Consider the following 23,749-nt stretch of genomic DNA (forward strand, 5'->3'; position numbering starts at 1 on the left):
CCTTCTCAAAAATACCAATTTTTATCTGTTCGACTTCAACAGGAAAACCACTTAAATACTATATAGCGCTGAAATCCCTATTCAGTTTTTGAGTCTATTTCTATTTAGATTTTAAAAAACGACAATCCAAACTCATGAAACAAAATATTGCCTAGGCGTCATCGAAAAACACTGCTGAAAAGCATACCCAAACGCCGAAGTAGACTGATACCCTACTTCCAGCGCCACCTGAGTCACCGACATTCCCTGTTCCAATAAACTTAACGAATGCAGCAATCGTATGCGTTGCCGCCACTCTTTAAAACCAAACCCAGTTTCGGCGAGAAAAAGACGACTCAACGTTCGGCTCGACATTCCCAACTCATTCGCCCACTGTGTCGACGTCATCGGATTACTTGGATCTGATTGCAGCGTCATCACTAATCGCTCTAATCTTGGATTCTTAGGCACCAAAACACCAAGATTATTCTCAGGTTGATCCGTTAACAAATCCAACAACACAGCAAACAACCTGTCGTCTTTTTCCTGCCAACTAAGATCCATATCACAACGATCCACCACAGAAAGAATCAACTCACGAGTCAATGGCGACACATTCAGCACCTTACTTTTGTCTCCTAGCCCAACCACCTTATCAGGACGAAAATACAAACTGCGAAACTGAGCACCCGACGGAGCCACGGTAGAATGCAGACAATTCGGCGGAAGCCAGATCGCCTTTTGTGGAGGAACCACCATCAATTGATCAGCGAACGCCACATTAAGTAAACCACTAGACGCATACATCAACTGATACCAAGTATGACTATGCGCCTTTCCTTGGTATCCAGCCGCCATGTCTTTTTGGCGTGCAATCACATATTCATCACCCGCGGTATTAATCTGCTCATTGGAAGACAGCAAGGTCTTGCCTGTTTTCTGTATACTTTGTCCACTTATCGACATAATCTGACTTTTTATAGAAAGAAAGACAAAAAAATACTTGATAAGCTCTCTTTCATCAATCCCTTTCCACGCATAAATAAGGCATCGCGATGAAAGACAGCGCAATACAAAACCAAACAACCACGTCCGATATACCAACAACACCATCATGGCGAACCCCAAAAAACTTACTGATTCTGATCGCCATCGCTCTGCCTATGGCCTTTGCCAGCTGGCAAGCCCTACTCAACAACTTCGCCATTGAAAAAGCCGCCTTCACAGGGGCAGAAATTGGCTTACTGCAAAGTGTTCGTGAGATTCCTGGCTTCCTCGCGTTTACCGCCGTATTCATTTTACTGTTCATACGCGAACAAAAATTCATGATGCTGTCGTTAGTCATGCTGACCATTGGCGTTGCCATTACAGGCTTTTTCCCTTCCTTAGCCGGATTGCTGTGCACCACACTGTTAATGTCAATTGGCTTTCATTACCTAGAGACCTTAAAACAATCCTTGTCTCTACAATGGCTGACAAAAGAAGAAGCGCCCGAAGTGCTCGGCAAACTCATCTCCGTTGGCGCACTGGCCTCTCTCATCACCTATGGCGTACTTTGGGTATTACTAGAGCAGTTTCAACTAGACTATCGTTGGGTGTACTTAATTGCCGGTAGCGCCTCTCTTTGCCTCGTGATTTTTATGTGGCTCGCCTTTCCAACCTTTGAAAGCAAAACCATACAAAACAAAAAACTCATCCTCAGAAAACGCTACTGGTTGTATTACGCCCTTGTCTTCATGAGCGGTGCAAGACGCCAAATATTCGTCGTTTTCGCAGGCTTCCTCATGGTTGAAAAATTTGACTACTCCGCCGCCGACATCACCTTACTATTCCTAATCAACTACGCCTTCAACTGGCTATTCGCCAAACGCATTGGCCGCCTCATTGGCGTGATTGGCGAACGCAAAGCCCTCATTTTTGAATACATCGGCTTAATACTCGTTTTTGCAGGCTACGCCTTAGTGGAAAATGAAACCATGGCGGCAGGATTATACGTAGTCGACCACCTATTCTTCGCCCTCGCCTTAGCGATCAAAACCTACTTCCAGAAAATTGCCGACCCAGCCGACATGGCCTCAACGGCTGGCGTTTCCTTCACCATCAGCCACATTGCCGCCGTCGTCATTCCGGTCTCATTTGGACTACTCTGGCTCGTCTCTCCTGCCAGCGTCTTCTTTGCAGGCGCCGCCATGGCCGCCGTATCACTCATCCTCGCCATGTACATTCCCAACCAACCAATGGAAGGGAATGAAGTCAGAACACAAAAACGCCAAACTGCATAAAACCAGAAAGTTAAACCCGTCGAATTTGACGGGTTTCGTTTTTCAAACAGTCCATTACTTGTTTATTCACCCTGTTTTACATATTCTTCCATGCAGATTTTATATATTAAAAATTCATACTTTGAAGAGTAAATAAGCAGCTCAGTCATAAAGGATAAGGAATGATCCCAAGCTACCAAGATTGTATGCGGCCCTTTTTAGAAGTTGCTCATCAAGCCAACGGCACAGAAGTTAAATTTCGCGATGTGATAAATCAGCTAGCCGACCAATTCGGTTTAACGGAGGCTGAGCGTGAGCAAACACTACCCAGCGGCAAGCAACCTATTTTTGACAACCGTGTTGGCTGGGCGAAAACTTACCTAACAAAAGCAGGCTTATTAGAAAGCACACGACGAGCGCACTTTTTAATCACCGCGCGCGGTGTTGCCGCATTGCAGGACACCAACACCAAAATAAACAGCGAATACCTCAAGCAATTTGATGAGTTTGTTTCCTTTACACAAAAAACAAACGATGCCAACACGCAAAGCATTGATGCGCAAGTCGATAACGAATCAGAAAAAGACATCACACCAGACGAAGCATTGCGAGCGGCTTATAAAAAGATTAACGATGCTCTAGCGCAAGACATTCTCGACAGAACCCGCAAAGTCACGCCAGCCTTTTTTGAAGACCTACTCATAGAATTACTCGTCGCCATGGGTTACGGCGGCACAGGCGAAGGCGCAGCGCACGCACTCGGTAAAACAGGCGACAACGGCGTGGATGGCGTAATCGACCAAGACCCGCTCGGCGTTGACCAAATTTACATTCAAGCCAAGCGTTATGCCCAAGGTAACAACGTCAGCGCTGGCGATATACGCGACTTTTTTGGTGCGCTTAATCTTAAAAAAGCCCACAAAGGCATTTTTATCACCACCTCAGATTTCACCTCATCAGCCATCGAGACCGCACAAAATTTAGGCACGCGCATTGTGCTTATTAACGGTACCGAATTAGCCAAACTCATGTTGCAATACAACATCGGCTGCCGCAATGAACAAACCCTGCACATTAAAAAAATTGATGAAGAATTTTTTGAGAGCTGAGTTTGAGAGTTAAGTTTGAAAATTAAATTGAAATAGAACTTTGAAGCATAAATAAAAAATACATAGCGTTATTTAAGTATTAGGAAACAACATAATGAACAAGCAACAACTGGCCGCTAAAATCTGGGAATCTGCCAACCAGATGCGTTCTAAAATTGAAGCCAACGAATACAAAGACTACATACTGGGCTTTATTTTTTACAAATACCTCAGCGACCAGCTCGTACAATATGTGACAGAACAAGGCATGACTGAGGCAGACATTAAAGCCCTCAGCGAAGACGACGCCGACACAATGAAATATGTGCAAGATGGCCTTGGTTACTTCATCAGCTACGACAATCTATTTTCCACTTGGATCGACCCCAAAACCGACTTTGACGAAGCCAACGTGCGCGATGCCCTGTCTGCCTTTAGCCGACTTATTTCCCCTAAGTATAAAAAACTCTTTGACGGCATTTTTAATACGCTAGAAACCGGCCTAAGCAAATTAGGCGAAAGCGCTGGCAAACGCACCAAAGCCATCAGTGATTTACTGCAACTGATAAAAAGCATCCCCATGAATGGCAACCAAGGCTATGACGTACTGGGTTACATTTACGAATACCTGATTGAGAAATTTGCCGCCAACGCAGGTAAAAAAGCCGGTGAGTTTTACACCCCGCACGAAGTGTCCTTACTCATGTCGCACATCATCGCCCATGAGTTACAAGATAGAGACACCATCGAAATTTACGATCCAACGTCTGGCTCTGGCTCGTTATTAATTAACATTGGTGAAGCCGTAGCCCAATACGCCAAAGGCAAAGACAACATTGTCTACTACGCCCAAGAGCTGAAAGCCAACACCTACAACCTAACCCGTATGAACTTAATTATGCGGGGCATTAAACCCAACAATATAAAAACCCGTAACGGCGACACACTGGAAGAAGATTGGCCTTATTTTGATGAAAACGACCCAACAGGCTCTTATGAAGTATTGTATTTAGATGCGGTGGTATCCAACCCGCCGTATTCGCAAAGTTGGGACCCAAGCCATAAAGAAACCGACCCACGCTATGCTCGTTTTGGCTTAGCGCCAAAAACCAAAGCCGACTTTGCCTTTTTGCTGCACGACCTGTACCACCTAAAACCTCACGGCGTAATGACCATTGTATTGCCCCACGGCGTACTGTTTAGAGGCGGTGAAGAAGGTGAAATCCGTAAGCAGCTCATCGAAAGCGACCATATAGACGCCATTATCGGTTTACCGGCCAATATCTTTTTTGGTACCGGCATTCCTACCGTTATTTTAGTGCTCAAGCAAAATCGGCAAAACAGCGACGTGCTGATTGTGGATGCCTCCAAACACTTTTTAAAAGAAGGCAAAAGCAATAAGCTGCAAGCCTCTGACATTAAGCGCATTACCGACACCGTAATACAGCGCCAAAGCATCGACAAATTCGCTGCCCTTGTCAGCAAACAAACCCTGCGCGACAACGACTACAATTTGAATATTCCCCGCTATGTGGACTCTTCCCCCGCGGCAGAAAGTTGGGATTTACACGCCACCATGTTAGGCGGCATTCCTAACAGTGAAATCGCCAGCCTAGAAAATTACTGGCACGCCTTGCCCCAATTGCACAGCGCCCTGTTTACGGCAAAATCCAGCGCCTACAGTGAATTAGCCATAGGCAAAGACGAAGTAAACGCCACCATAAGCCAACACCCACAAGTGCTTGAATTTATTAATAACTACAACCAAGTCTTTCATGGTTTTGACGACAGTTTAAACACCACTCTTGTACAAGGCTGGGCCAACGTAAATCGCAACCAACAAGAAGCCCAATTAAGTGACGACCTATTCACGCGCCTTGCGCCTATCGCCTTAATCGATAAATACCAAGCCTACCAATACCTTAATAACCAATGGCAAACCATTAATGCCGATTTAGAAATGATGCAAACCGAAGGCTTTGCCGCCACCATACAAGTTGACCCCAACATGGTGATCAAAAAGAAAGACGGCAAAGACACCGAAGTACAAGAAGGTTGGAAAGGCCACATACTGCCCTTTGATTTGGTACAGCACACTTACTTGAGTGAAGAGCTACAAGCACTGGCCGCGCAAGAAAGCCGCCTAGCCGAAATCGCCAGCACACTGGAAGAAATACTGGAATCCTTCAGTGAAGAAGAAAAAGAGCAAGACACAGTAAAAGAAAGCAAAGACGGCTTTGCCAATGCAGAAGTTCACAAAGCCGCCAAAGCCCTGCTAAAAGAACAGAAGCAAAGCTATGAGAGCGAAAGCTACGAAGCGAAAATTATCAGCGTAAGCCAGTTGCTCGATGAAGAAAAAGCCCTCAAAAAAACGGTAAAAGACGACACCATTGCCCTACACCTAAACACCAAAACCACCATAGAAGCCTTAACCGACGAACAGGTAAATTACCTGTTGCACCTGAAATGGATAACACCACTCTGTAACGAGCTGGCCGCCATGCCCAACGCCGTGATTAACCAGCTCACCAGCAAGGTGCAAGCACTGGCGGACAAATACGCCGTTACTTACTCTCAAATAGCCAGCGACATAAAAAGCACTGAGCAAGAACTGGCAGAGATGATGGACGACCTTACCGGCAATGAGTTTGACCTGCAAGGCCTAGCCGAACTCACTAACCTGCTAAAGGGCCAATAAAATGAGTGAGACTAAGCAAGCAAAAGTGCCAGAAATCCGTTTTAAAGGGTTTAGTGGGGAGTGGGGAGTAGTTGGTTTACTAGATAACATTGCAAAAATTATTGACTTTCGTGGTAGAACACCCAAAAAACTAGGTTTGGATTGGAGCGCTTCAGGATACAGAGCATTGTCAGCCTTAAATGTTAAACAAGGCTATATTGATTTTTCAATTGATCCACACTTTGGAAATCAGGAACTTTATGACAAATGGATGAGTGGCTCTGAACTCCATAAAGATCAGGTTTTATTTACAACTGAAGCACCGATGGGAAATGTAGCTCAAATTCCCAATTCTGATAAATACATTCTAAGCCAAAGAACAATTGCTTTTGTTGTTAAACCTAAAGTTATCACAGAAAATTTTCTAGCTGTATTACTGAGAAGCCCGAAAGTATTCCAAGAACTTTCTGCACTTTCTAGTGGTGGGACGGCTAAAGGCGTCAGTCAAAGAGTTTTAGCTAAAATTAACATTACACTACCAAGAGAATTAACTGAACAAACCTCCATCGGCAATACCTTCCAAAAGCTCGATAATCTAATCAATCAGCACCAACAAAAGCACGACACGCTCAGCAATATTAAAAAAGCCATACTGGAAAAAATGTTCCCCAAACAAGGGGAAACCGTGCCAGAAATTCGCTTTAAAGGGTTTAGTGGGGAGTGGGAGGAGAAAGAGTTAGGTACAGATGTTGCTGAAATTATTGGAGGCGGTACTCCGAGTACAGCAATATCTGAATTTTGGGACGGTGATATCGATTGGTATTCACCTACTGAAATTGGCAAGAGAGTGTATGCAAATGGTAGTGAGAAAAAAATTACAGCTCTAGGCCTGAAAAGCTCATCTGCAAAAATACTTCCCGCTGGTAATACTGTTCTTTTTACTAGCAGAGCGGGAATAGGTGATATGGCAATATTGGCAAAACCTGGCGCTACTAATCAAGGTTTTCAATCATTGGTAGTTAAAGAAGGGTTTTCACCTTATTTCCTCTACTCATCTGGAAAATTAATCAAGGAGTTCGCTCTGAAGCATGCATCGGGCTCTACCTTTTTAGAGGTTTCAGGTAAACAGCTCGGTCGAATGAAAATACTTATGCCTAACTATGAAGAACAAACCACCATCGGTAATTACTTCCAAAAGCTCGATACCTTAATCGATCAACACCAGCAGCAACTGACTAAACTCAATAACATTAAGCAGGCTTGCTTAAGCAAGATGTTCGTTTAACAAGGAAGCCCCATGACCACCTTTACCACAGAAGCAGCGTTTGAACAGGCCTTTATTGAGGTGCTTGCCCAAAAGGGTTGGGGGCAATACCCCGTGTTAAAAAATCAAACCGAAGCGGATTTACTGCAAAATTGGGCCAACATTTTATTTGAGAACAACAAACAGCAAGACCGATTAAACAATGTGCCGCTTACCCCCAGCGAAATGCAGCAGATTATTGAACAGATCAGGGAGCTAAAAACCCCGCTTAAACTAAATGGTTTTATAAATGGCAAAAGCGTGGCCATTACACGGGATAACCCCGCCGACACCTTGCACTTTGGCAAACAAGTCAGCTTAAAAATTTACGATCGCCAAGAGATCGCCGCCGGCCAAAGCCGTTACCAAATTGTGCAACAACCCAAGTTTGAACGCGGCAGCCCTTTACGTAACGACCGCCGTGGCGATGTGATGCTGTTAATTAACGGTATGCCGGTGATCCATATTGAGCTAAAACGCAGCGGCGTACCCGTTAGTCAAGCGGTCAACCAGATAGCAAAATACAGCGCCGAGGGCATCTTTACTGGGCTGTTTTCTCTTATTCAAGTGTTTGTGGCAATGGAGCCAAACGAGACAAAGTACTTTGCCAATCCGGGAACAGAAGGCGCTTTTAACCCCAACTATCAATTTAGCTGGGCGGATTTTAATAACGAGCCAATTAACCACTGGAAAGAAGTCATTTCTCGTCTTTTGTCTATTCCTATGGCCCATCAGCTGATTGGTTTTTACACCGTGGCAGATGATACCGATGGCGTGCTTAAAGTCATGCGCAGTTACCAGTATTACGCCGCCAATGCCATTTCCGACAAGGTGGCGAAAACCAATTGGTCGCACATTACCCGCAATGCCGACCGCCTCGGTGGCCATATTTGGCATACCACGGGTTCTGGTAAAACCCTCACCAGTTTTAAATCCGCCCAATTGATCGCGCAATCGAAAGACGCCGACAAAGTGATTTTTTTAATGGATCGCATTGAGCTAGGCACCCAATCTCTAATGGAATACCAAGGTTTTGCGGGCGATGATGAAGAAGTACAAGCAACAGAAAACACAGACACCTTGGTTACCAAGCTAAAAAGCGCCGACCCAGCTGAAACCTTGATTGTTAGCTCCATTCAAAAAATGAGTAATATTTTTGAAGCGGTAGACGATGCTGGCACCGCCACCAACAGTGCTGATATCGAAAAAATCCGCGCTAAGCGTTTGGTGTTTATCATTGATGAAGCCCACCGTTCCACCTTTGGCGACATGCTACAAACCATTAAACGCACCTTTTCCAGCGCGTTATTTTTTGGCTTTACAGGCACGCCTATTCAAAAAGACAACGAAAAAAGCGGCAATACCACGTCAACCGTTTTTGGTGACGAATTACACCGTTACAGCATTGCCGATGGTATTCGCGATAAAAACGTACTGGGCTTTGACCCTTATAAAGTTTCTACCTTTAAAGACAAAGAAATAAGACAAGCCGTCGCTTTAGAGCAAGCCAAAGCCCAAACCGTAACGGAAGCCATGGCCGAACCTGCCAAGAAGAAAAAGTTTAACCAGTTTATGAACGATGTGCCCATGGTAGGCTACAAAGATGAGGCGAAGAAATACCATAAAGGCATCGAAGACTATGTGCCAAAAGAGCAATATTTAACCGACGAACACCAAAAAAAGGTGGTAGAAGATATTCTGGCAGAATGGGATGTATTGAGCCAAGGGAGTAAATTTCATGCCATCTTCGCCACTCATAGCATCCCTGAGGCGATTGATTATTACCGCCGTTTAAAAGCTGCTAAGCCTGAACTAAAAGTATCCGCCTTGTTTGACCCAAACATAGATAACAATGACGGTGGCGAGCGTGACTCTACGTTCAAAGCTGACGGCCTAGAAGAAATTATGGCCGACTACAATGCCCGATACGGCCAAGATTTTGACTTTGCCAAGCACGCTCAATTTAAAAAAGATTTAGCCGCCCGTTTGGCCCATAAAAAGCCCTACGCACGTATACACACAGAGCCAGAAAAGCAGCTTGATTTGCTGATTGTGGTCGACCAAATGCTGACAGGGTTCGACTCAAAATGGCTCAATACGCTGTATTTAGACAAGGTGATTAAATACCAAAATATTATTCAGGCTTTTTCGCGTACCAACCGCTTATTTGGCCCAGATAAACCTCACGGTACGATTCGCTATTATCGCTACCCCAACACCATGGAACAGCACATAGAAGACGCGGTTAAACTCTATTCTGGCGACAGACCCATAGGTTTATTTGTTGACCGTCTTGAAAACAACCTAAACACCATGAACAGCTTAGTGGCAGAAATCACAGACTTATTTGCGAACGCTGGTGTACAAAACTTTGAGAAGTTACCAGACGACTTGGCCGCTTGTGCTAAGTTTGCCGATTTGTTCAATAGCTTTAATCAGCTTTTGGAAGCCGCCAAAATACAAAGTTTTAACTGGAACGAACTCGAATATTCTTTTGGCGACAACAATGAACGCACGGTAAACCTAGCACTTGATGAACAAGTTTATTTAGGCCTAGCCCTACGTTACAAAGAACTGGTAGGGAAAGACGACAGTGAGGGTAACGGAGATGGCGGCAATGTACCGTTTGACCTTAATGGTTATCTGACTGAAATAGACACCGGCAAAATAGACGCCGACTACATGAACAGCCGCTTTGAAAAGTATTTAAAGGAACTGGATAAAAACCAAAGTAAAGAGAGTTTAGAAATCACGCTGAACGAATTGCATAAATCCTTTTTATCATTAACACAAAGCGAGCAAAAATACGCCAAGCTTTTTTTACACGACTTACAACGTGGCGATGCACAGCTAATCGAAGGTCACAGTTTTAGAGACTACATTAACGATTACAAAGGCAACGCTGAAAATGACCAACTTAATACTGTTGTGAACGCCTTGGGTTTAGATAAAAGCAAATTGGTGGCACTCATGGCAGATAAACTCGACGAAAATAACCTAAACAACTTTGGTCGTTTTGATGCCCTAAAAGAAACCGTCAATAAAGAACAAGCCAAGGCTTATTTAGAAAAATTAGATGGCATAACACTGGCCCCTTTCAAACTGAATATGCGCATTGACCAGTTTCTTAAACAGTTTATTTTTTCACAAACGGATGAGTGCTAAAGAGACATTATAGAAGCAGCAAGACCTAAAGCTGAATCTAAGTTCTTGCTGTCCTAAACACTAGATTCAGTATATGTAATTTTAACCTTTATCTCTTCTTTAGTGTTTCTAATTACGGCGAATATGCCAGAATTAGAAATTGCTAAAGAAATATTCACGCATACAAGGCTCTCGCTTATACGACTTCCTTTTTGAGTGTCTTATTTTCTGTACAAGGTTCATTTTTTCCTTCTGTTTGCGCATTGTATTTTATTGTAATTACGGCAGAATACATAAGGTAAATCATTCACTTTAATTGCCCTTTCCACTCGATAAAAAAGGACTCTACAAACATTATGTTTAAGCATCTTAATGCCGTTGCTGGCGACCCTCTTTTGGCGCTTATCGTTGCTCATCAACAAGATCCAAACCCCAAGAAAATTGATTTGGGTGTGGGGGTCTATAAAGACGATAACGGTAATACACCTATTTTAAATACGGTGAAAAAAGCAGAAGCCATTTTGCTTGAACAAGAAAGCTCTAAAAGCTACCAAGGCGTTTATGGTGCGGCAGAGTTTGAAAGCGTTATTAAGGATTTGGTTCTGGGTGAAGGGAATCCTTTAATTGCATCTGGTCGTATTCGATCAACACAAACACCAGGCGGCACAGGCGCGTTAAAAGTGGCAGCCGATTTTGTTAGTGCAAACTTAAAAGGCGCTCGCCTTTGGGTAAGTGATCCGACTTGGGGAAATCATAAGTCTATTTTTGATTCTGCCGGTGTGGAAATTTTGGATTACCCTTATTACGACCCAGCGACGAACGGCCTACGCGTTGACGACATGATGGCGAAGCTGGAAGCAGAAGCAAAAGAAGGCGATGTGTTGCTTGTTCATGCATGTTGCCATAACCCAACGGGGATTGATCTACAGCTTGATCATTGGAAAGTATTAACTGAGTTCGTTAAGCAACGCGGTTTATTACCTTTGGTGGATGCGGCTTACCAAGGTTTTGGTGATGGGTTAGACAAAGATTTGGCCGGTTTGCGTCACATGGCTGCAAACGTTCAAGATATGTTGATTGCGAATTCTTTCTCTAAAAACTTTGGTATTTACCGTGAGCGTTGTGGTGGATTAAGTGTGATTGCTGCATCAGCCGATGAAGCCGATGCGGCTTTTTCTATTATTGGCCAAGCGATTCGTGCGAATTATTCTATGCCACCATCCCATGGCGCCGCGGTTGTGTCTACGATAATGAATGACCCAGCATTAAAAGCGGAGTGGGAGTTAGAAGTCGCTGAAATGCGAGACCGTATTAATGGCTTACGTGAGAAGCTGGTCAATAAACTAGCGGCGTCTGGTGTGAGTAAAGATTTTGCCTTTATTCAAGATCAACGCGGTATGTTTTCTTATTCTGGCTTAACGCTAGAACAAGTTCGCACTTTGCGCAGTGAGTATTCCATTTACATTGCGGATACTGGCCGAATGAGTGTTGCAGGTGTCAGTGATGACAATATTGATTACCTTTGTGAAAGCATTGCTAAAGTCGTTGGTTAGCTCCATTAGATAATTAGCAATACCAGCAAAAAGGCCGAGATGATCAAAATCATCTCGGCCTTTTTTATTTTATGGTAAAAGAGTATTTAGTGAAGCACTCGAGTATCGCTCAATCGCGGCACCGTTTGCATTTCAGGATGAAAATGTTGCACCAAACGAAGAATAGAAGGTTCTAGATTTTCTCGCCAAAAGTCGATTTCTTCTTCCACCATGTTTTTCTGTCTTTCCCAGCCGGCTTCTGTACCAAATAAACGAGCAGGAGCGAGCACTTCGTCAAAGAATTCTCGGTCGCCATCTAGGCCAATACCAATCAGTTTTGCTCCGCGAATAAAGCCAACACACCATTCATCGACAATGATTTTTTGCCGACCATCCACTTCTTGTTCTAAATAAACTGGGTAAAAGTCGCCAAATAATAAGCTGTTCATGGTTTCCATATACATGATCAAAACAAGGCTTAAGAACTCATCTTCTTGCTCTGTATTTTCCCAAATAGGTTGATCTTCATCCGCACCCCAAATAGCGTTTAGCCAAAGGTCTGGCTCTAGCTCTTTTAATGAGCAACCTAGCGCAGTTAAAAATCCATCTAACTCAGATACACAAAGCAGCGATCGGTCACCACCAAACATCATTAAGTAGTGATCAATTTTCTCATAAAGCACTTCTTCGCTTATGATATCATCGCTTGTTGTCTCGGACATTTTTCTTTCCACTTATGTTACGCTGAACACAGTTAAACTACATCGTTTATGATGATTCGACTCTATTTATTCTAGTCTACTATCGCCAAGTTACCGTAGGTTTCTAACCAGTTTTTACGGTCACTGGCACGCTTTTTAGACAGTAATTTGTCAAGCAGCTCATTAGTATCTGGCTTGTCTTCCATTGTTAGCTGTATCAAACGGCGAGTATCTGGCGCCATCGTGGTTTCGCGTAATTGAGACGGGTTCATCTCACCCAAGCCTTTGAATCGCTGAACATTTGGTGTACCACGTTTATTCTCAGCAGCAATTTTATGCAGAGTAATGTCTTTTTCTTCATCATCTAGTGCGTAATGCACTTCTTTTCCAAGGTCGATTCGATACAAAGGCGGCATGGCAACAAACACATGACCATTGTTTACCAAGGCTGGGAAATGACGAACAAACAAGGCACAAATTAGCGTAGCGATGTGCAGTCCATCAGAGTCGGCATCGGCCAAAATACAAATTTTTCCATAACGAAGACTACTTAAATCTTCATCACCTGGATCAACACCCAAAGCGACGGAAATATCGTGAATTTCTTGTGATGCTAACACTTGCCCAGAGTCCACTTCCCAAGAGTTAAGGATTTTCCCCCGTAGCGGCAAGATAGCTTGGAAGTCTTTTTCACGGGCTTGTTTTGCTGAGCCACCAGCCGAATCCCCTTCCACAAGAAACAATTCACTTCGTGAAGAGTCTTGTCCTGAGCAATCTGCTAATTTGCCTGGTAATGCAGGACCTTGCGTGACTTTTTTGCGAACCACTTTTTTGCTGGCTCTCAGGCGCTTTTGTGCACTGTTGATAACAAGGTCAGCTATTTTCTTACCGTCTTCAACGTGCTTGTTTAACCAAAGACTAAAGGCATCTTTCACTGTCGCTGAAATGAAAGCCACGATTTGACGAGAAGACAGGCGCTCTTTGGTTTGCCCTGAGAATTGTGGTTCTTGTAGTTTGGCGGACAAAACGTAACTGCAACGATCCCATACATCTTCTGCGGTGAGTTTGATTCCACGAGGCAATAGGTTGTGAAATTCACAAAACTCACGAATGGCTTCTAGTAAACCAGTTCGCAAACCATTTACGTGTGTACCGCCTTGTGCCGTTGGAATCAAGTTAACATAACTTTCTGTGATCAGCTCTCCACCCTCTGGAAGCCACTGAACAGCCCAATCAACACCTTGAGTTTTTTCTGTTACGCCACCAATAAAAGGCTCTTCTGGTAATAACACAAAGCCTTGGTTGGCAATGGCAAGGTAATCTTTTAATCCATCTTGATAGAACCATTCTTCACGAACTTCTTCTGTGCCGCTTTGATCAATAAAAACCATATGTAAGCCAGAGCAAAGTACAGCTTTGGCTTTTAATAAATGCTTTAAACGAGAAAGGGAGAATTTAGGACTATCGAAATATTTACTGTCTGCGGTGAACTTTACTTTAGTGCCGGTGTTCTTTTTACCGACGGTGCCGATTTCTTTCAGTTCTGAAGTTTTAAAGCCATTTTCAAAACCAATATGGTATTGAATACCGTCACGCTTCACCCAAACTTCTAAAGATGTTGATAAAGCATTTACAACAGAAACACCTACACCGTGTAAACCACCGGAAAACTGGTAGTTATCACCTGAAAATTTACCACCAGCATGTAGTTTAGTCAGGATCAGTTCCACACCAGACACACCTTCTTCTGGGTGAATATCAACCGGCATACCACGACCATTATCTTCTACACTAAGCGAACCGTCTTTATAGAGTATAACTTCTATACGGTCAGCATGTTTTGCTAGGGCTTCATCTACTGAGTTATCTATGACCTCTTGACCTAGGTGGTTAGGGCGTGTGGTGTCCGTATACATTCCTGGACGTTTTTGAACAGGCTCTAAGCCGCTTAGAACCTCTATCGATCCGGCATTATATTCTTTTGCAGACATGCGCTTTTTTTCTTCCAAATTGATAATGCGATGCAAGATTTCTTGTGTATCGCATCAAAACGTAAATTAGATTACTAGAGTCTATCACTGGTTTACACCGTGTGAAATAGTCCAATAAAAGCAGTAGCTTACTCTGTAAGTATTTCAGCGAAGCGAAATATCTCTTTTGTGAAACGGTCAAACTCTGTGAAGCTATGATCGCCTTTTTGTTCATGCGTTAATCGTGCGATTTTAGGGAAGGCATCAAGCGCCGCTTGGTAATCCAGTACTTCATCTCCTTCTTGCACCATTAGCCAATATAATTCCGGCGTAGGATTCGTCACCACAAGCTGTTGAAGCTCGGCCATGTGAGCTTGAGTCAGTTCATATTCTTCTTGAGTATAAGGGTTATATTGTGGCCCTAAATGCTCTTTCAGTAGCTCAGGAGCTTGCACCGCTGGGTTCACTAATATGGTTTTTAGTTGGTACTTTTCCGCAAGATAAGCCCCATAAAAACCACCTAGCGAACTGCCTATTAGCGTAATTCCTGTTGCTTTTTTCTCTTTAATAATTGCTTCAAGCTGCCTAATTGCTTGAGCCGGCTGCCAAGATAAGCGCGGAGAAATAACAGCGTCTGGCTGATTTAAAGCCTTTGCGGCATTACTTAATATTGTTGCTTTATGGGACATTTCTGAGCTGTTAAAGCCATGAATGTAAAGTAAGCTACTCACAGTGGTTCTCTTTGTATTAGGCAAATTGGAAAGACAGCGTGTTGTTTAACCTGTGTCCGTGCTTTAGACATAGTTCCAATAAATCCGCCAACTGCTGGTTTAAGCGAAACTTTTCATCCCGATGCAACATGGCGTCGTTAGGATACGGATAAGCACCTTGATACTGTCGGTGTCCGTCGGTAATTTCAGCAAGACCAACATCATGATAAAGTCGGATAGTCATAGAAAGTGTGGTTTTGAAGAGCAACTCTTTTTCAATTTCTGGGCCAAACTCTAAGGTAATTTCAGATGTAAAACGGCTTTCTTGACCTAAAGTTAGCCTTAAGCGGCTTTCTTGGTCACCCACACTGTGAATCGCAAAATGCCACGCATCCAGAGTTTCTTGGCCACGCATAAGCTTGCCCAAGCGACGGTAATTCAATTCGCCGAGCATCTGCAAGCTAACCAAATCTGGTACGTAGTCGTTTACCTTCTTCTTTGTCATGTGAGCCTTTGTTACATCTGTCATTCTGCTGAGGTTTTTCCTTTTGTAAAAGCTTTTCCAGCTACTTTTGAATCATCTAGTAAGGCATTTAATTGATGATTCATCCGCATATCTTTATCTTGCCAGTATAGATTAAACCAAGCAAAAAAGTGTTCCCTATCTTTATCGGACGCTCGATAGTCTGACGCCAAAAGCGTGTTTGGAAGAGCCACTTCTCGAACCATCACTTTCACTCGACCAATACGACCACAGAGCAAATCCCAACCTGTGATGTTGGATTGCTCGTACAATACGGTGATATCAGTAATTTGTTTAATCGTTTGAGGCATAGTTTGCAATATAAAGCCTACGCCACCCGCTTTAGGTTTTAATAAACATGTATAAGGAGACTCTTGCTGCTGATGCTTAATATCAGAAAAACGCGTGCCTTCAACAAAACTCATGATTGAATTTGGACGTTTCAACAAACGATTGCAAGAACGTTTTGTGGTGGCTAAATCTTTACCAGCTAAACTAGGATTTTTTTCTATTTGTGTTTTTGTATAACGCTTCATGAATGGGAATCCCATTATATAAGTGGCTGTTCCCACCAATGGCAGCCATATAAGTGCTTGTTTCATAAACACTCGTGGTAAAGGGCGACGACCACGCAGTTGAGCGAAAATAACGAAAACATCAACCCAAGACCTATGATTGGCGATAATCAAATGCCAATGCTGAAAATCGGACTTCATGTTCTCATCAAGTTCCCACTCCACATCAAGTACACGATGAAACCACCATTCGTTTGATGCGACCCAGCCGTTATAAAGCCAATCAAAGCTTTGCTCTGCAAATACCTCGTACTTCGATTGTTTTAACAAAAGTAGAGGCGAGACAAGATGAACCAATAATGTCCAGAAAAAAGCGTTCATGCTCATAAATATGAAAGATGTCACACCAACAACAGGCTGTAAGAAAGGCCTTTTTTTAGATGAGAATACGGCTTCTTGATTCATAATGCTAAACACACCAACACTTAACCAACTTCATTTTATTTAGAGCAAGCCATTGCAATCCCATGATAGTGCTGGCGTTTTCTATATCTTGTTCTAGTAAAGCAATCGCTTCATCAGATGACATCAAGTGCAGTTTAATGTCTTCATTTTCATCGTCTAAACCATGAGCTTTTGTCAAATCCACTGAACTAGAATCAAACTCACCAGCATACATACGCAGATATTCGACTAAACCACCCGGTGATGGCACAAATTTGAACATGTATTCAAGACGCTTTACGACAACACCGGCTTCTTCTAAGGATTCTCGACGAGCGACTTCTTCATCTGTCTCGCCCTCTTCGACCATGCCAGCGACAAGTTCAAGCAGCCATGGCGACTCACTTCTTAACATAGTTGGGCGGAATTGCTCGATCAGTAATACTTTATCCTCTACAGGGTCAAATAAAAGCACACAAATCGCATCGTTTCGCACCATCATCTCGCGAGTCATCGGATTGCTCCATTGACCATTAAACTTCTTGTGTTTCAATGTCAGTTTACGCATTTCAAAAAAGCCTTTATAAAGGCATTCGTCTTTTAAAACATCGACATCTTTTTTGCTGTATGTTGGTTTAAAGGTCATATTATCTTGCCTTATACAAACCACTATTTTTTCAGTGGTTCAATATGATTCATTTATCATGGTTGATTTCGTGAGGTTTTGACCTTCAACTCTAACTTGATCTAAAGTCTACTCATCTCATTATAAAAGCCATAAATTGCGGAGTGTCATTCATGGAAAAAGTACGTTGCTCTTGGTGTTTAGGATCGCATGAATACATTCATTACCATGATACCGAATGGGGTGTGCCTGTTTACGACGACCAAAAGCTGTTTGAATGCATTGTACTAGAAAGCGCTCAAGCAGGTCTAAGTTGGATTACTATTTTACGAAAACGTGAAGGTTATCGAGCCGCATTTTATAATTTTGATCCAGTCAAAGTAGCCAAAATGACGAAAGAGGATGTGGAGAGGTTAGTAGTAGATGAAAGCATTGTTAGACATCGCGCAAAGATAGAAGCCACCATTAATAACGCACATGCTTTCTTAAAAATTGCAGAGGAATTTGGTTCTTTCAGTGATTATTATTGGGCATTTAGCGACAGAAAAGTCATTAACAACACGATAAATACACACGAAGATGTACCGGCGGTAACCGGGTTATCAACAAAATTTGCAAAAGATTTGAAGAAAAGAGGCTTTAAGTTTCTTGGAGCAACGACCTGTTATGCCTTTATGCAAGCAACTGGCATGGTAAATGACCACTTACAAGATTGTATCGCCAGAGAAAGACCTTATGTAGGCTAATTGGGATCTATGCTTCGTATCTTTTCAAGATGCGTATGAATCGTTTTTGCTACTCGGTTTGCGCCTTGATCATCCACTAAATTCTGTGCTGTTTTGCGAGCTTTTTCTTGCCACATTTCATCTAGCCATAAACTGTTCAGCTGTTTAACAAGAAGTGTTACTCGCTCTTTCTGGATATCCGGAGTGACCCCATCAAAACGAACTGTGCGACACCAATCTAATGGAACATGCTGCTCTAATGATCGCGTTTGATTGTCCGCCACTTGTGCAAATACAGTAGGGACACCCAAACAAGCTAACTCAAATAAGGTTCCACCAGCGGCAGAAACAGCTATTTTAGCGCACCTCATCAAAGGAGTTACATCTGTCACATCCCTTTCAATCTCTATATTTTCCTGTTGACAGAAAGTCATGACAGAGTTGGCATTCACCGCGTTCTTACCAAGCATCACCAAGATATTTTCTCTGGGAAAACCCGAATACAACAAAGACTGTAAGATAGGTAAAGTGAGAGCAAGAGGATCGGTTCCTCCTAACGTAATAAGCAGCTTATGAGGACGATGATTTTCCTTTTTCTGTGTTTTTAAAGCATGAGGAAAATAAGGTCTTAATAAAGCATATCGGCTCCCAGTGAGAGGGTTCAGTACAGAGGAAGCGTATATTTCATTCAATGGATTTAGCACCCAAGTAGCCGAAAAGTCGCCTCTATCATTCATATCATCTAGCACCAGTAAATTCTTTTGATGCTGGTATAAACGATTAATATCTGAAGCTTGATAGCCGTAATGGTCTAAAACCACCAAATCAGCCTGTTCTGCTAATGGAAGGAAATCTGCCTCTGAATCAATGAGTCTGTCGCTCACGTCTGAAAGCTCAGCATAACGACGATGGGCGACAAATTCACAATGCCAACCCAAAGCTTGAAATGCGTGAATTAGTGCTTGGCAACGAACTCTGTGCCCCATGCCAATTTCGACAGAGGCATCCGCTCGGATAAAGGCTTTCACTTTCTATTAGCCATTATAATATGTGATGAGGTGGTCATTACCCTCATCAACATATTCAGAGGCTTGTTGAAGCATGTTTGGCATTTCCTCTAAAAATTCACCCCACTGTTCAAATAGGTGGCGAGCACGCATCACGGTTTCTTTTTCATTCTGATATTTAAATATAAATTGAATGATCAAGAAGGAGGAATAAGTAAAGGAGCCAATTAACAGGTCATAAATATGACGATGAATACTGCCTTTTAAAAAGTAAATATGACGATGGTGCGACCAAAGTAAATCACACACTTGCTCTCGCGTTGTGATGGTTTCATCCCAGCCTTGTTGCAAGGTGCGACTGATTTTACAGAAATCGCCCACTGAAATAAGCGCTTCGGCAGGTTGGTTTAGCAACATTTCTGGTGGTTCAGTGAAGAAGATGCTCTCTAAAATATCAATCACTTCCTGATGATTGATTTTTGGGTCCATGATCAAAACATCTTCGAGATGAAGCGGCGTTACACCTTCTATTTTGGCACCATCAGACAGGTTGAAACTGGCGAAATTTCGACGTTTGTTAAGCTGTCGTGTTAATGATTCAAGCTGCACTCGTGAAGTGTCCATCATTCCTGTGGCAAAAATAGTACCGCCGAAATTACCTTCGCGCTCGACTAGCTTTGCCTCTTGGAAAGTTTGGAAGCCAGACTCTTTACCATCTTTGTAATAACCACTGTGCACTGAATGATGGCTCGTCTTGTCTTTAAAACCATTATCAACACCAAGGTAATAAACGTTATTAAAACCAAAGAAATGAACATAAGATAAAGCTAAGTTCGCCACTACAGGGTTGCAATAATTCAACTGCACGTATTCTGTTGTGTCACCATGGGAGCGGGCTTGGTTTAGCATCAAAGAGGTAATCGCTTCACCCGGTTTCATTGCCATGCCAGAACGTTTGAAGCAATCAAAAAGGCCAGGGTGCATAACATTGACAGACAAGCCCCAAATTTTATCTAGATAATCTTGGTCCAAAAATAGAAATTTATCGACCGTCTGCTTTAATCGTTCAATATCCACATGAATATCTGGTGTTACACCTAACTTCTTCAGTGTATTGATCGTCGAGCCACAGCAAATCAGTAATACTTGATCTCGAACTTCTTTAACTAATTCAATGCCTTGGTCTAATGATGGACCATTACCTAAAATGAATACTGGAATGTCTTTTACCCATTTAGGTAAAGCATCTTGCCCAGGGAAGTGAGCAACTTTTGTTTTAGGTAGTGACGTTAATCCTTGTGCGATACCGATCAAAGCATCATCAAAAAAGCCCCACCCCATTACTTGGCGTGCGTAATGCTTTTTAAAATAATCAATAGCGGCATTATTTTCTAAGCTGGAATAAGACACATACAAATAGGTTTCTGGCGCCATGAAGTAGCCATTTTCTTCTAGCTGATGAAGGTATTTGTCAGTGAAGTCTTCAGCGTTTGTTCCTAAAAAGAAATGTATTGTACGACCATCGTTATTGAACGTTTCTAAGACATGCTCCCATTCAATGGCAAACAATGAATAATAAAAAAGGTCCAGATCACGCTCATATATGTATAAATGTTTGATAGAGCGTTGCGCAAGAATAGCTTCAAGTTGGTAGCCAAATTCAAGTCCAAATAGAATTGTTGAACCAACAAATTCAGGCCAGCCTTCTGATTCTTCAAGGCCTTGTAATTGGATTTCAACCTGATCGAGCATTTTATTGCTGTAATGAACATGACGGCTCGGGTGGTTTTCAGTCCGCTCTAAATTCAATACAGTTTTATTCGGTGTTTTAAAAGCTTGAGCAACTTTTTCGGAAGCTTCTTTTCTAGGATTATCGGTAAAAATCGGAGTTCGGGTGTCGTCACGAAAGAGGTTTAAATCACCACTCTCTTCCATATAAATATGACGCTTTTGAGGTTGATAACCTTGAAAAGATTCTGAGATATGCGGCATGATCCGAGAAAATACCGTCATATTGCGGATGTATCGGTCGGTTAATTCTTGATCATACTCTTTGAGGCGTTCTACACCTTTTTCAAATAAGGAAACAAATGCTTCAGCATACTCAAGAGAAGGTATTGGTTCCTCATTACGCATTTTTTACGCCTTTATATTTCCGCACCCCTTTGCGGGACTTATTCGTTATATAAAGTTGTCGCTGCATTTCTTTATGTACATCACGAATAAGTTGTGTAGCAGATTGATGAATAGTGATGAATTGCTTTATTTTGTTGTTGCTTTCTTGGTCATTCGGAAACGGTTTGATAATGCGAATGAAGCTGTCATTTTCTTCGCATAACAGCTGTATTTTTTCAATGTCCTTGTCTATCACACATTGCTCTAACTCAGCACTTAACTCCGTTAAGTGAGACACATCAAGCATTAAACCGCCTCAACTCGAGCTTCGTTTCTTTCATCATATGCAACTTGTTTATCAGCAGGAGAAATCTGATCCCAAGCCCCTTTAATTTGTAAAAGCAATCCCATAACCTGATCAATGATCGATATATCTTTAGTTGCACTCGCTTCCGTGATGCGGACAGTCATATACTCATACAATGATTCAAGATTATCCACCAACTCTGGGTTCACATCTCTATCTAGCGCATCTCTCAGTGCATTAATAATTTCAACAGCGCGGGTTAACGAGGCTGATTTGCCTTCCCAATCAGAGCGCTCAATACAACCTTTACCTAAAGCAAGTTTTTCAAGTGCACCTTGCATTAGCAGTTGAATGATACGATGAGGATCAGCGGAAGCTAAGTCAGACTTTATTGAGTCTTTTCTATAAGCTTGGATCCCTTTACTCTTGTACATAAATAACCCCATTACATCTGTATTTCAATTTTTGATAAATTACATCTGAGATAAAACAGTATTTAAATAGTTCCCTTGAGCATTCATGTTTGCCAAACGAGAATCCAAACCTGTGAACTTGTCTCGAAGAGATTCTTCATACCGAGCCATACGGTCTTCGTAGTTTTCCAACCTTATTTCAGTACTATCAATCGATCCTCGAACAGATTCTTTTAATGAGTTCGTCATCCCTCTTGTGCCAGTGTAATTATCTAAAAGATTTTCTAGAGACTCGGCTAATCCATTTTCACCTGTCATTAAAGAGACAATATCGCTGTACCCTCTTTTGACTGCATCATCAAATTTGGCGCTATCAAAGCTCAGCACACCCCTGTTATCCATCTTGACACCAAGGTCAAAAATCGATGTAAATACACCATTATCACTTCGCCCTGTCATTAACTGAGTTGACAATGACGACTGCAAATTACGGATCATACTATTGCCATCTAAGGCTGCATTTTTGTCTGTACTACGTTTAAACAAACTTACCATTTCATTATATGACTGGATAAACTGTTCAATGGTTTCTTGAACTGTTTTTTGATCAAAGCTGACATCTACTTTTGTCGCTTCATCTGTGACAGCCAATGCTTCGATAGATAAACCAGCGACAGCATTATCAAAAGTATTTGTCTCGTTCCTAATCTGAATGCCATCCACTGTAATCACAGCATCACGGGCTTGTTCTCCCAGTGGCGTATACAATCCCGCAGACATACCTTCTGTAGAAACACTGCTTAGACCACTGAAAGAGCTGCTCGTTATTGCGACTTCATCGTCATCTTCTTCAGGTTCAAAAGTGTCTTCTTCCTTATCTACAGTCTGTTTAACGACAGCTTCTTCGATTTCTTTAATGTCATCTTCAGGAATTGGGCCATCATTTGCGAAATCTACATCATCGCCAGCTAAATCCAACTCATCAGGTTCTTCTATTTCTTCTGGTTCTTCTTCTACTGGTGGTTCTTCTTCTACTGGTGTTTCTTCTACGACGGGTTCTTCTACTTTATCCTCTTCAGGAAGAGCTTCTTGTTCAATAGGTGAAGAGTTGAAAATGCGCAGTGTATTTCCGGCACCTTGAATCGTCGATGTTGCGGTAAAGAAGAGGTTCCCATTGCCATCGTCCACTAAATTAGCAGATACACCAAAGTTATCTTCCGATGTATTAATTAAGTTACGAAGTTCAGAAAGGGTTGTTCCAGCAGCAACAGAAATTGAAAATTCATTGTCGCCTGCTTTTAAAGTAAGAGTGTCGTCTTTCTTTGTAATGACATCATCTGCGGAAGTGAATACTCCAGGAGCCGACATAACGCGGCTGCCTTTGGCAACTTGATTGATGTCAATTGAATAAGATCCATTTGAGGCGGTATTGTCTGTAGTAACAGACATGACCTCTTCGCCTTCTTCTTGAGCTATTTTTGCATCACGCCCAGTAAAAAGATCTTCGTCATTTAAGGTTTGAACTGTATTTTTAAATGTATCAATAGCAGATCCGACCTGACCTAATGCTGACAGTTCTGCTTCGTATCCATTTATTTGATTTTGATAAAGTCGGACTTTTGCGTCTTTTTGAGCACTCACCATTTCTTTTACGAGGGATTCCAGGTCTAAACCAGACCCGGCACCCAATGAGCCTATAGACATAACTTT

19 protein-coding genes are annotated in these 23,749 nt (G+C 42.4%); 7 read left to right on the forward strand and 12 right to left on the reverse strand.

The features are described 5' to 3' along the window. Positions 1-132 precede the first annotated feature (132 nt). Positions 133-945 carry a helix-turn-helix transcriptional regulator gene (locus tag ABFY09_RS02090; RefSeq protein WP_347982639.1) on the reverse strand — a complete coding sequence of 271 codons (813 nt, stop codon included), beginning with the start codon at positions 943-945 and terminating at the stop codon, positions 133-135. An 89-nt stretch (positions 946-1,034) separates the two neighbouring features. On the opposite strand from ABFY09_RS02090, the gene ABFY09_RS02095 reads away from it, so the two are divergent. The 6 genes from ABFY09_RS02095 (at position 1,035) to ABFY09_RS02120 (ending at position 12,005) form a co-directional block, all read left to right on the forward strand. After that, positions 1,035-2,261, forward strand: coding sequence for an MFS transporter (locus ABFY09_RS02095; protein ID WP_347982640.1), 1,227 nt, complete (start codon positions 1,035-1,037; stop codon positions 2,259-2,261). 161 nt (positions 2,262-2,422) lie between these two features. Continuing rightward, positions 2,423-3,349 carry a restriction endonuclease gene (locus ABFY09_RS02100; protein ID WP_347982641.1) on the forward strand — a complete coding sequence of 309 codons (927 nt, stop codon included), beginning with the start codon at positions 2,423-2,425 and terminating at the stop codon, positions 3,347-3,349. A 94-nt stretch (positions 3,350-3,443) separates the two neighbouring features. After that, complete coding sequence (locus ABFY09_RS02105; protein ID WP_347982642.1) at positions 3,444-6,026, forward strand: type I restriction-modification system subunit M; 2,583 nt, start codon at positions 3,444-3,446, stop codon at positions 6,024-6,026. Between the two features lies 1 nt (position 6,027). Beyond that, positions 6,028-7,290, forward strand: a complete 1,263-nt coding sequence (locus tag ABFY09_RS02110) for a restriction endonuclease subunit S (protein WP_347982643.1) — start codon at positions 6,028-6,030, stop codon at positions 7,288-7,290. 12 nt (positions 7,291-7,302) lie between these two features. Further along, positions 7,303-10,473 carry an HsdR family type I site-specific deoxyribonuclease gene (locus ABFY09_RS02115; protein ID WP_347982644.1) on the forward strand — a complete coding sequence of 1,057 codons (3,171 nt, stop codon included), beginning with the start codon at positions 7,303-7,305 and terminating at the stop codon, positions 10,471-10,473. Positions 10,474-10,808: 335 nt separating this feature from the next. Next, positions 10,809-12,005: an amino acid aminotransferase gene (locus ABFY09_RS02120; RefSeq protein ID WP_347982645.1), complete on the forward strand. Its 1,197-nt coding sequence runs from the start codon at positions 10,809-10,811 to the stop codon at positions 12,003-12,005. Positions 12,006-12,091: 86 nt separating this feature from the next. On the opposite strand, the gene ABFY09_RS02125 is transcribed toward ABFY09_RS02120, so the two are convergent. The 6 genes from ABFY09_RS02125 to ABFY09_RS02150 form a co-directional block, all read right to left on the reverse strand. Then, positions 12,092-12,706 (reverse strand): UPF0149 family protein, encoded by a 615-nt coding sequence (locus tag ABFY09_RS02125; RefSeq protein WP_347982646.1) that lies wholly within the window; start codon positions 12,704-12,706, stop codon positions 12,092-12,094. A 71-nt stretch (positions 12,707-12,777) separates the two neighbouring features. Continuing rightward, positions 12,778-14,676 (reverse strand): DNA topoisomerase IV subunit B, encoded by a 1,899-nt coding sequence (gene parE / locus ABFY09_RS02130; RefSeq protein WP_347982647.1) that lies wholly within the window; start codon positions 14,674-14,676, stop codon positions 12,778-12,780. Between the two features lie 128 nt (positions 14,677-14,804). Beyond that, positions 14,805-15,386 carry a YqiA/YcfP family alpha/beta fold hydrolase gene (locus tag ABFY09_RS02135; RefSeq protein ID WP_347982648.1) on the reverse strand — a complete coding sequence of 194 codons (582 nt, stop codon included), beginning with the start codon at positions 15,384-15,386 and terminating at the stop codon, positions 14,805-14,807. A 16-nt stretch (positions 15,387-15,402) separates the two neighbouring features. Next, on the reverse strand, positions 15,403-15,894 hold the full coding sequence (locus ABFY09_RS02140) for a DUF1249 domain-containing protein (protein ID WP_347982649.1): 492 nt from the start codon (positions 15,892-15,894) through the stop codon (positions 15,403-15,405). Next, complete coding sequence (locus tag ABFY09_RS02145) at positions 15,891-16,868, reverse strand: acetyltransferase (protein ID WP_347982650.1); 978 nt, start codon at positions 16,866-16,868, stop codon at positions 15,891-15,893. Before ABFY09_RS02145 ends, ABFY09_RS02140 begins: the two co-directional genes overlap by 4 nt. A 4-nt stretch (positions 16,869-16,872) precedes the next feature. Beyond that, on the reverse strand, positions 16,873-17,493 hold the full coding sequence (locus tag ABFY09_RS02150) for an NUDIX domain-containing protein (protein ID WP_347982651.1): 621 nt from the start codon (positions 17,491-17,493) through the stop codon (positions 16,873-16,875). A 152-nt stretch (positions 17,494-17,645) separates the two neighbouring features. Between ABFY09_RS02150 and ABFY09_RS02155 the strand changes: the two genes are divergently transcribed. Beyond that, a complete protein-coding gene (locus ABFY09_RS02155) occupies positions 17,646-18,218 on the forward strand; it encodes a DNA-3-methyladenine glycosylase I (protein WP_347982652.1) in 573 nt (190 codons plus the stop codon). On the opposite strand, the gene ABFY09_RS02160 is transcribed toward ABFY09_RS02155, so the two are convergent. Genes ABFY09_RS02160 through fliD form a run of 5 tightly spaced genes read right to left on the reverse strand, consistent with a single transcriptional unit; the run spans position 18,215 to position 23,743 of the window. After that, a complete protein-coding gene (locus ABFY09_RS02160) occupies positions 18,215-19,225 on the reverse strand; it encodes a UDP-2,4-diacetamido-2,4,6-trideoxy-beta-L-altropyranose hydrolase (protein WP_347982653.1) in 1,011 nt (336 codons plus the stop codon). The two genes, ABFY09_RS02155 and ABFY09_RS02160, sit on opposite strands and share 4 nt — an antisense overlap. A 6-nt stretch (positions 19,226-19,231) precedes the next feature. Next, a complete protein-coding gene (locus tag ABFY09_RS02165) occupies positions 19,232-21,340 on the reverse strand; it encodes a 6-hydroxymethylpterin diphosphokinase MptE-like protein (RefSeq protein ID WP_347982654.1) in 2,109 nt (702 codons plus the stop codon). Next, positions 21,333-21,626, reverse strand: a complete 294-nt coding sequence (locus ABFY09_RS02170) for a hypothetical protein (RefSeq protein WP_347982655.1) — start codon at positions 21,624-21,626, stop codon at positions 21,333-21,335. The genes ABFY09_RS02165 and ABFY09_RS02170 overlap by 8 nt, the downstream gene beginning before the upstream one ends. Beyond that, complete coding sequence (gene fliS, locus ABFY09_RS02175) at positions 21,626-22,060, reverse strand: flagellar export chaperone FliS (protein WP_347982656.1); 435 nt, start codon at positions 22,058-22,060, stop codon at positions 21,626-21,628. Before fliS ends, ABFY09_RS02170 begins: the two co-directional genes overlap by 1 nt. Positions 22,061-22,099: 39 nt before the next feature. After that, positions 22,100-23,743, reverse strand: coding sequence for a flagellar filament capping protein FliD (gene fliD, locus ABFY09_RS02180; protein WP_347982657.1), 1,644 nt, complete (start codon positions 23,741-23,743; stop codon positions 22,100-22,102). Positions 23,744-23,749: the final 6 nt, after the last annotated feature.

Source organism: Marinomonas sp. 5E14-1 (assembly GCF_039939215.1).
In the GTDB taxonomy this organism is placed as follows: Bacteria; Pseudomonadota; Gammaproteobacteria; order Pseudomonadales; family Marinomonadaceae; genus Marinomonas.

Excerpts from the sequence above, each read along its gene's own strand:
- ABFY09_RS02090 (WP_347982639.1), bottom strand. The coding sequence starts at position 945 with ATGTCGATAAGTGGACAAAGTATACAGAAAACAGGCAAGACCTTGCTG.
- ABFY09_RS02095 (WP_347982640.1), top strand. The coding sequence starts at position 1,035 with ATGAAAGACAGCGCAATACAAAACCAAACAACCACGTCCGATATACCA.
- ABFY09_RS02100 (WP_347982641.1), top strand. The coding sequence starts at position 2,423 with ATGATCCCAAGCTACCAAGATTGTATGCGGCCCTTTTTAGAAGTTGCT.
- ABFY09_RS02105 (WP_347982642.1), top strand. The coding sequence starts at position 3,444 with ATGAACAAGCAACAACTGGCCGCTAAAATCTGGGAATCTGCCAACCAG.
- ABFY09_RS02110 (WP_347982643.1), top strand. The coding sequence starts at position 6,028 with ATGAGTGAGACTAAGCAAGCAAAAGTGCCAGAAATCCGTTTTAAAGGG.
- ABFY09_RS02115 (WP_347982644.1), top strand. The coding sequence starts at position 7,303 with ATGACCACCTTTACCACAGAAGCAGCGTTTGAACAGGCCTTTATTGAG.
- ABFY09_RS02120 (WP_347982645.1), top strand. The coding sequence starts at position 10,809 with ATGTTTAAGCATCTTAATGCCGTTGCTGGCGACCCTCTTTTGGCGCTT.
- ABFY09_RS02125 (WP_347982646.1), bottom strand. The coding sequence starts at position 12,706 with ATGTCCGAGACAACAAGCGATGATATCATAAGCGAAGAAGTGCTTTAT.
- parE (WP_347982647.1), bottom strand. The coding sequence starts at position 14,676 with ATGTCTGCAAAAGAATATAATGCCGGATCGATAGAGGTTCTAAGCGGC.
- ABFY09_RS02140 (WP_347982649.1), bottom strand. The coding sequence starts at position 15,894 with ATGACAGATGTAACAAAGGCTCACATGACAAAGAAGAAGGTAAACGAC.
- ABFY09_RS02145 (WP_347982650.1), bottom strand. The coding sequence starts at position 16,868 with ATGAATCAAGAAGCCGTATTCTCATCTAAAAAAAGGCCTTTCTTACAG.
- ABFY09_RS02150 (WP_347982651.1), bottom strand. The coding sequence starts at position 17,493 with ATGACCTTTAAACCAACATACAGCAAAAAAGATGTCGATGTTTTAAAA.
- ABFY09_RS02155 (WP_347982652.1), top strand. The coding sequence starts at position 17,646 with ATGGAAAAAGTACGTTGCTCTTGGTGTTTAGGATCGCATGAATACATT.
- ABFY09_RS02165 (WP_347982654.1), bottom strand. The coding sequence starts at position 21,340 with ATGCGTAATGAGGAACCAATACCTTCTCTTGAGTATGCTGAAGCATTT.
- ABFY09_RS02170 (WP_347982655.1), bottom strand. The coding sequence starts at position 21,626 with ATGCTTGATGTGTCTCACTTAACGGAGTTAAGTGCTGAGTTAGAGCAA.
- fliS (WP_347982656.1), bottom strand. The coding sequence starts at position 22,060 with ATGTACAAGAGTAAAGGGATCCAAGCTTATAGAAAAGACTCAATAAAG.
- fliD (WP_347982657.1), bottom strand. The coding sequence starts at position 23,743 with ATGTCTATAGGCTCATTGGGTGCCGGGTCTGGTTTAGACCTGGAATCC.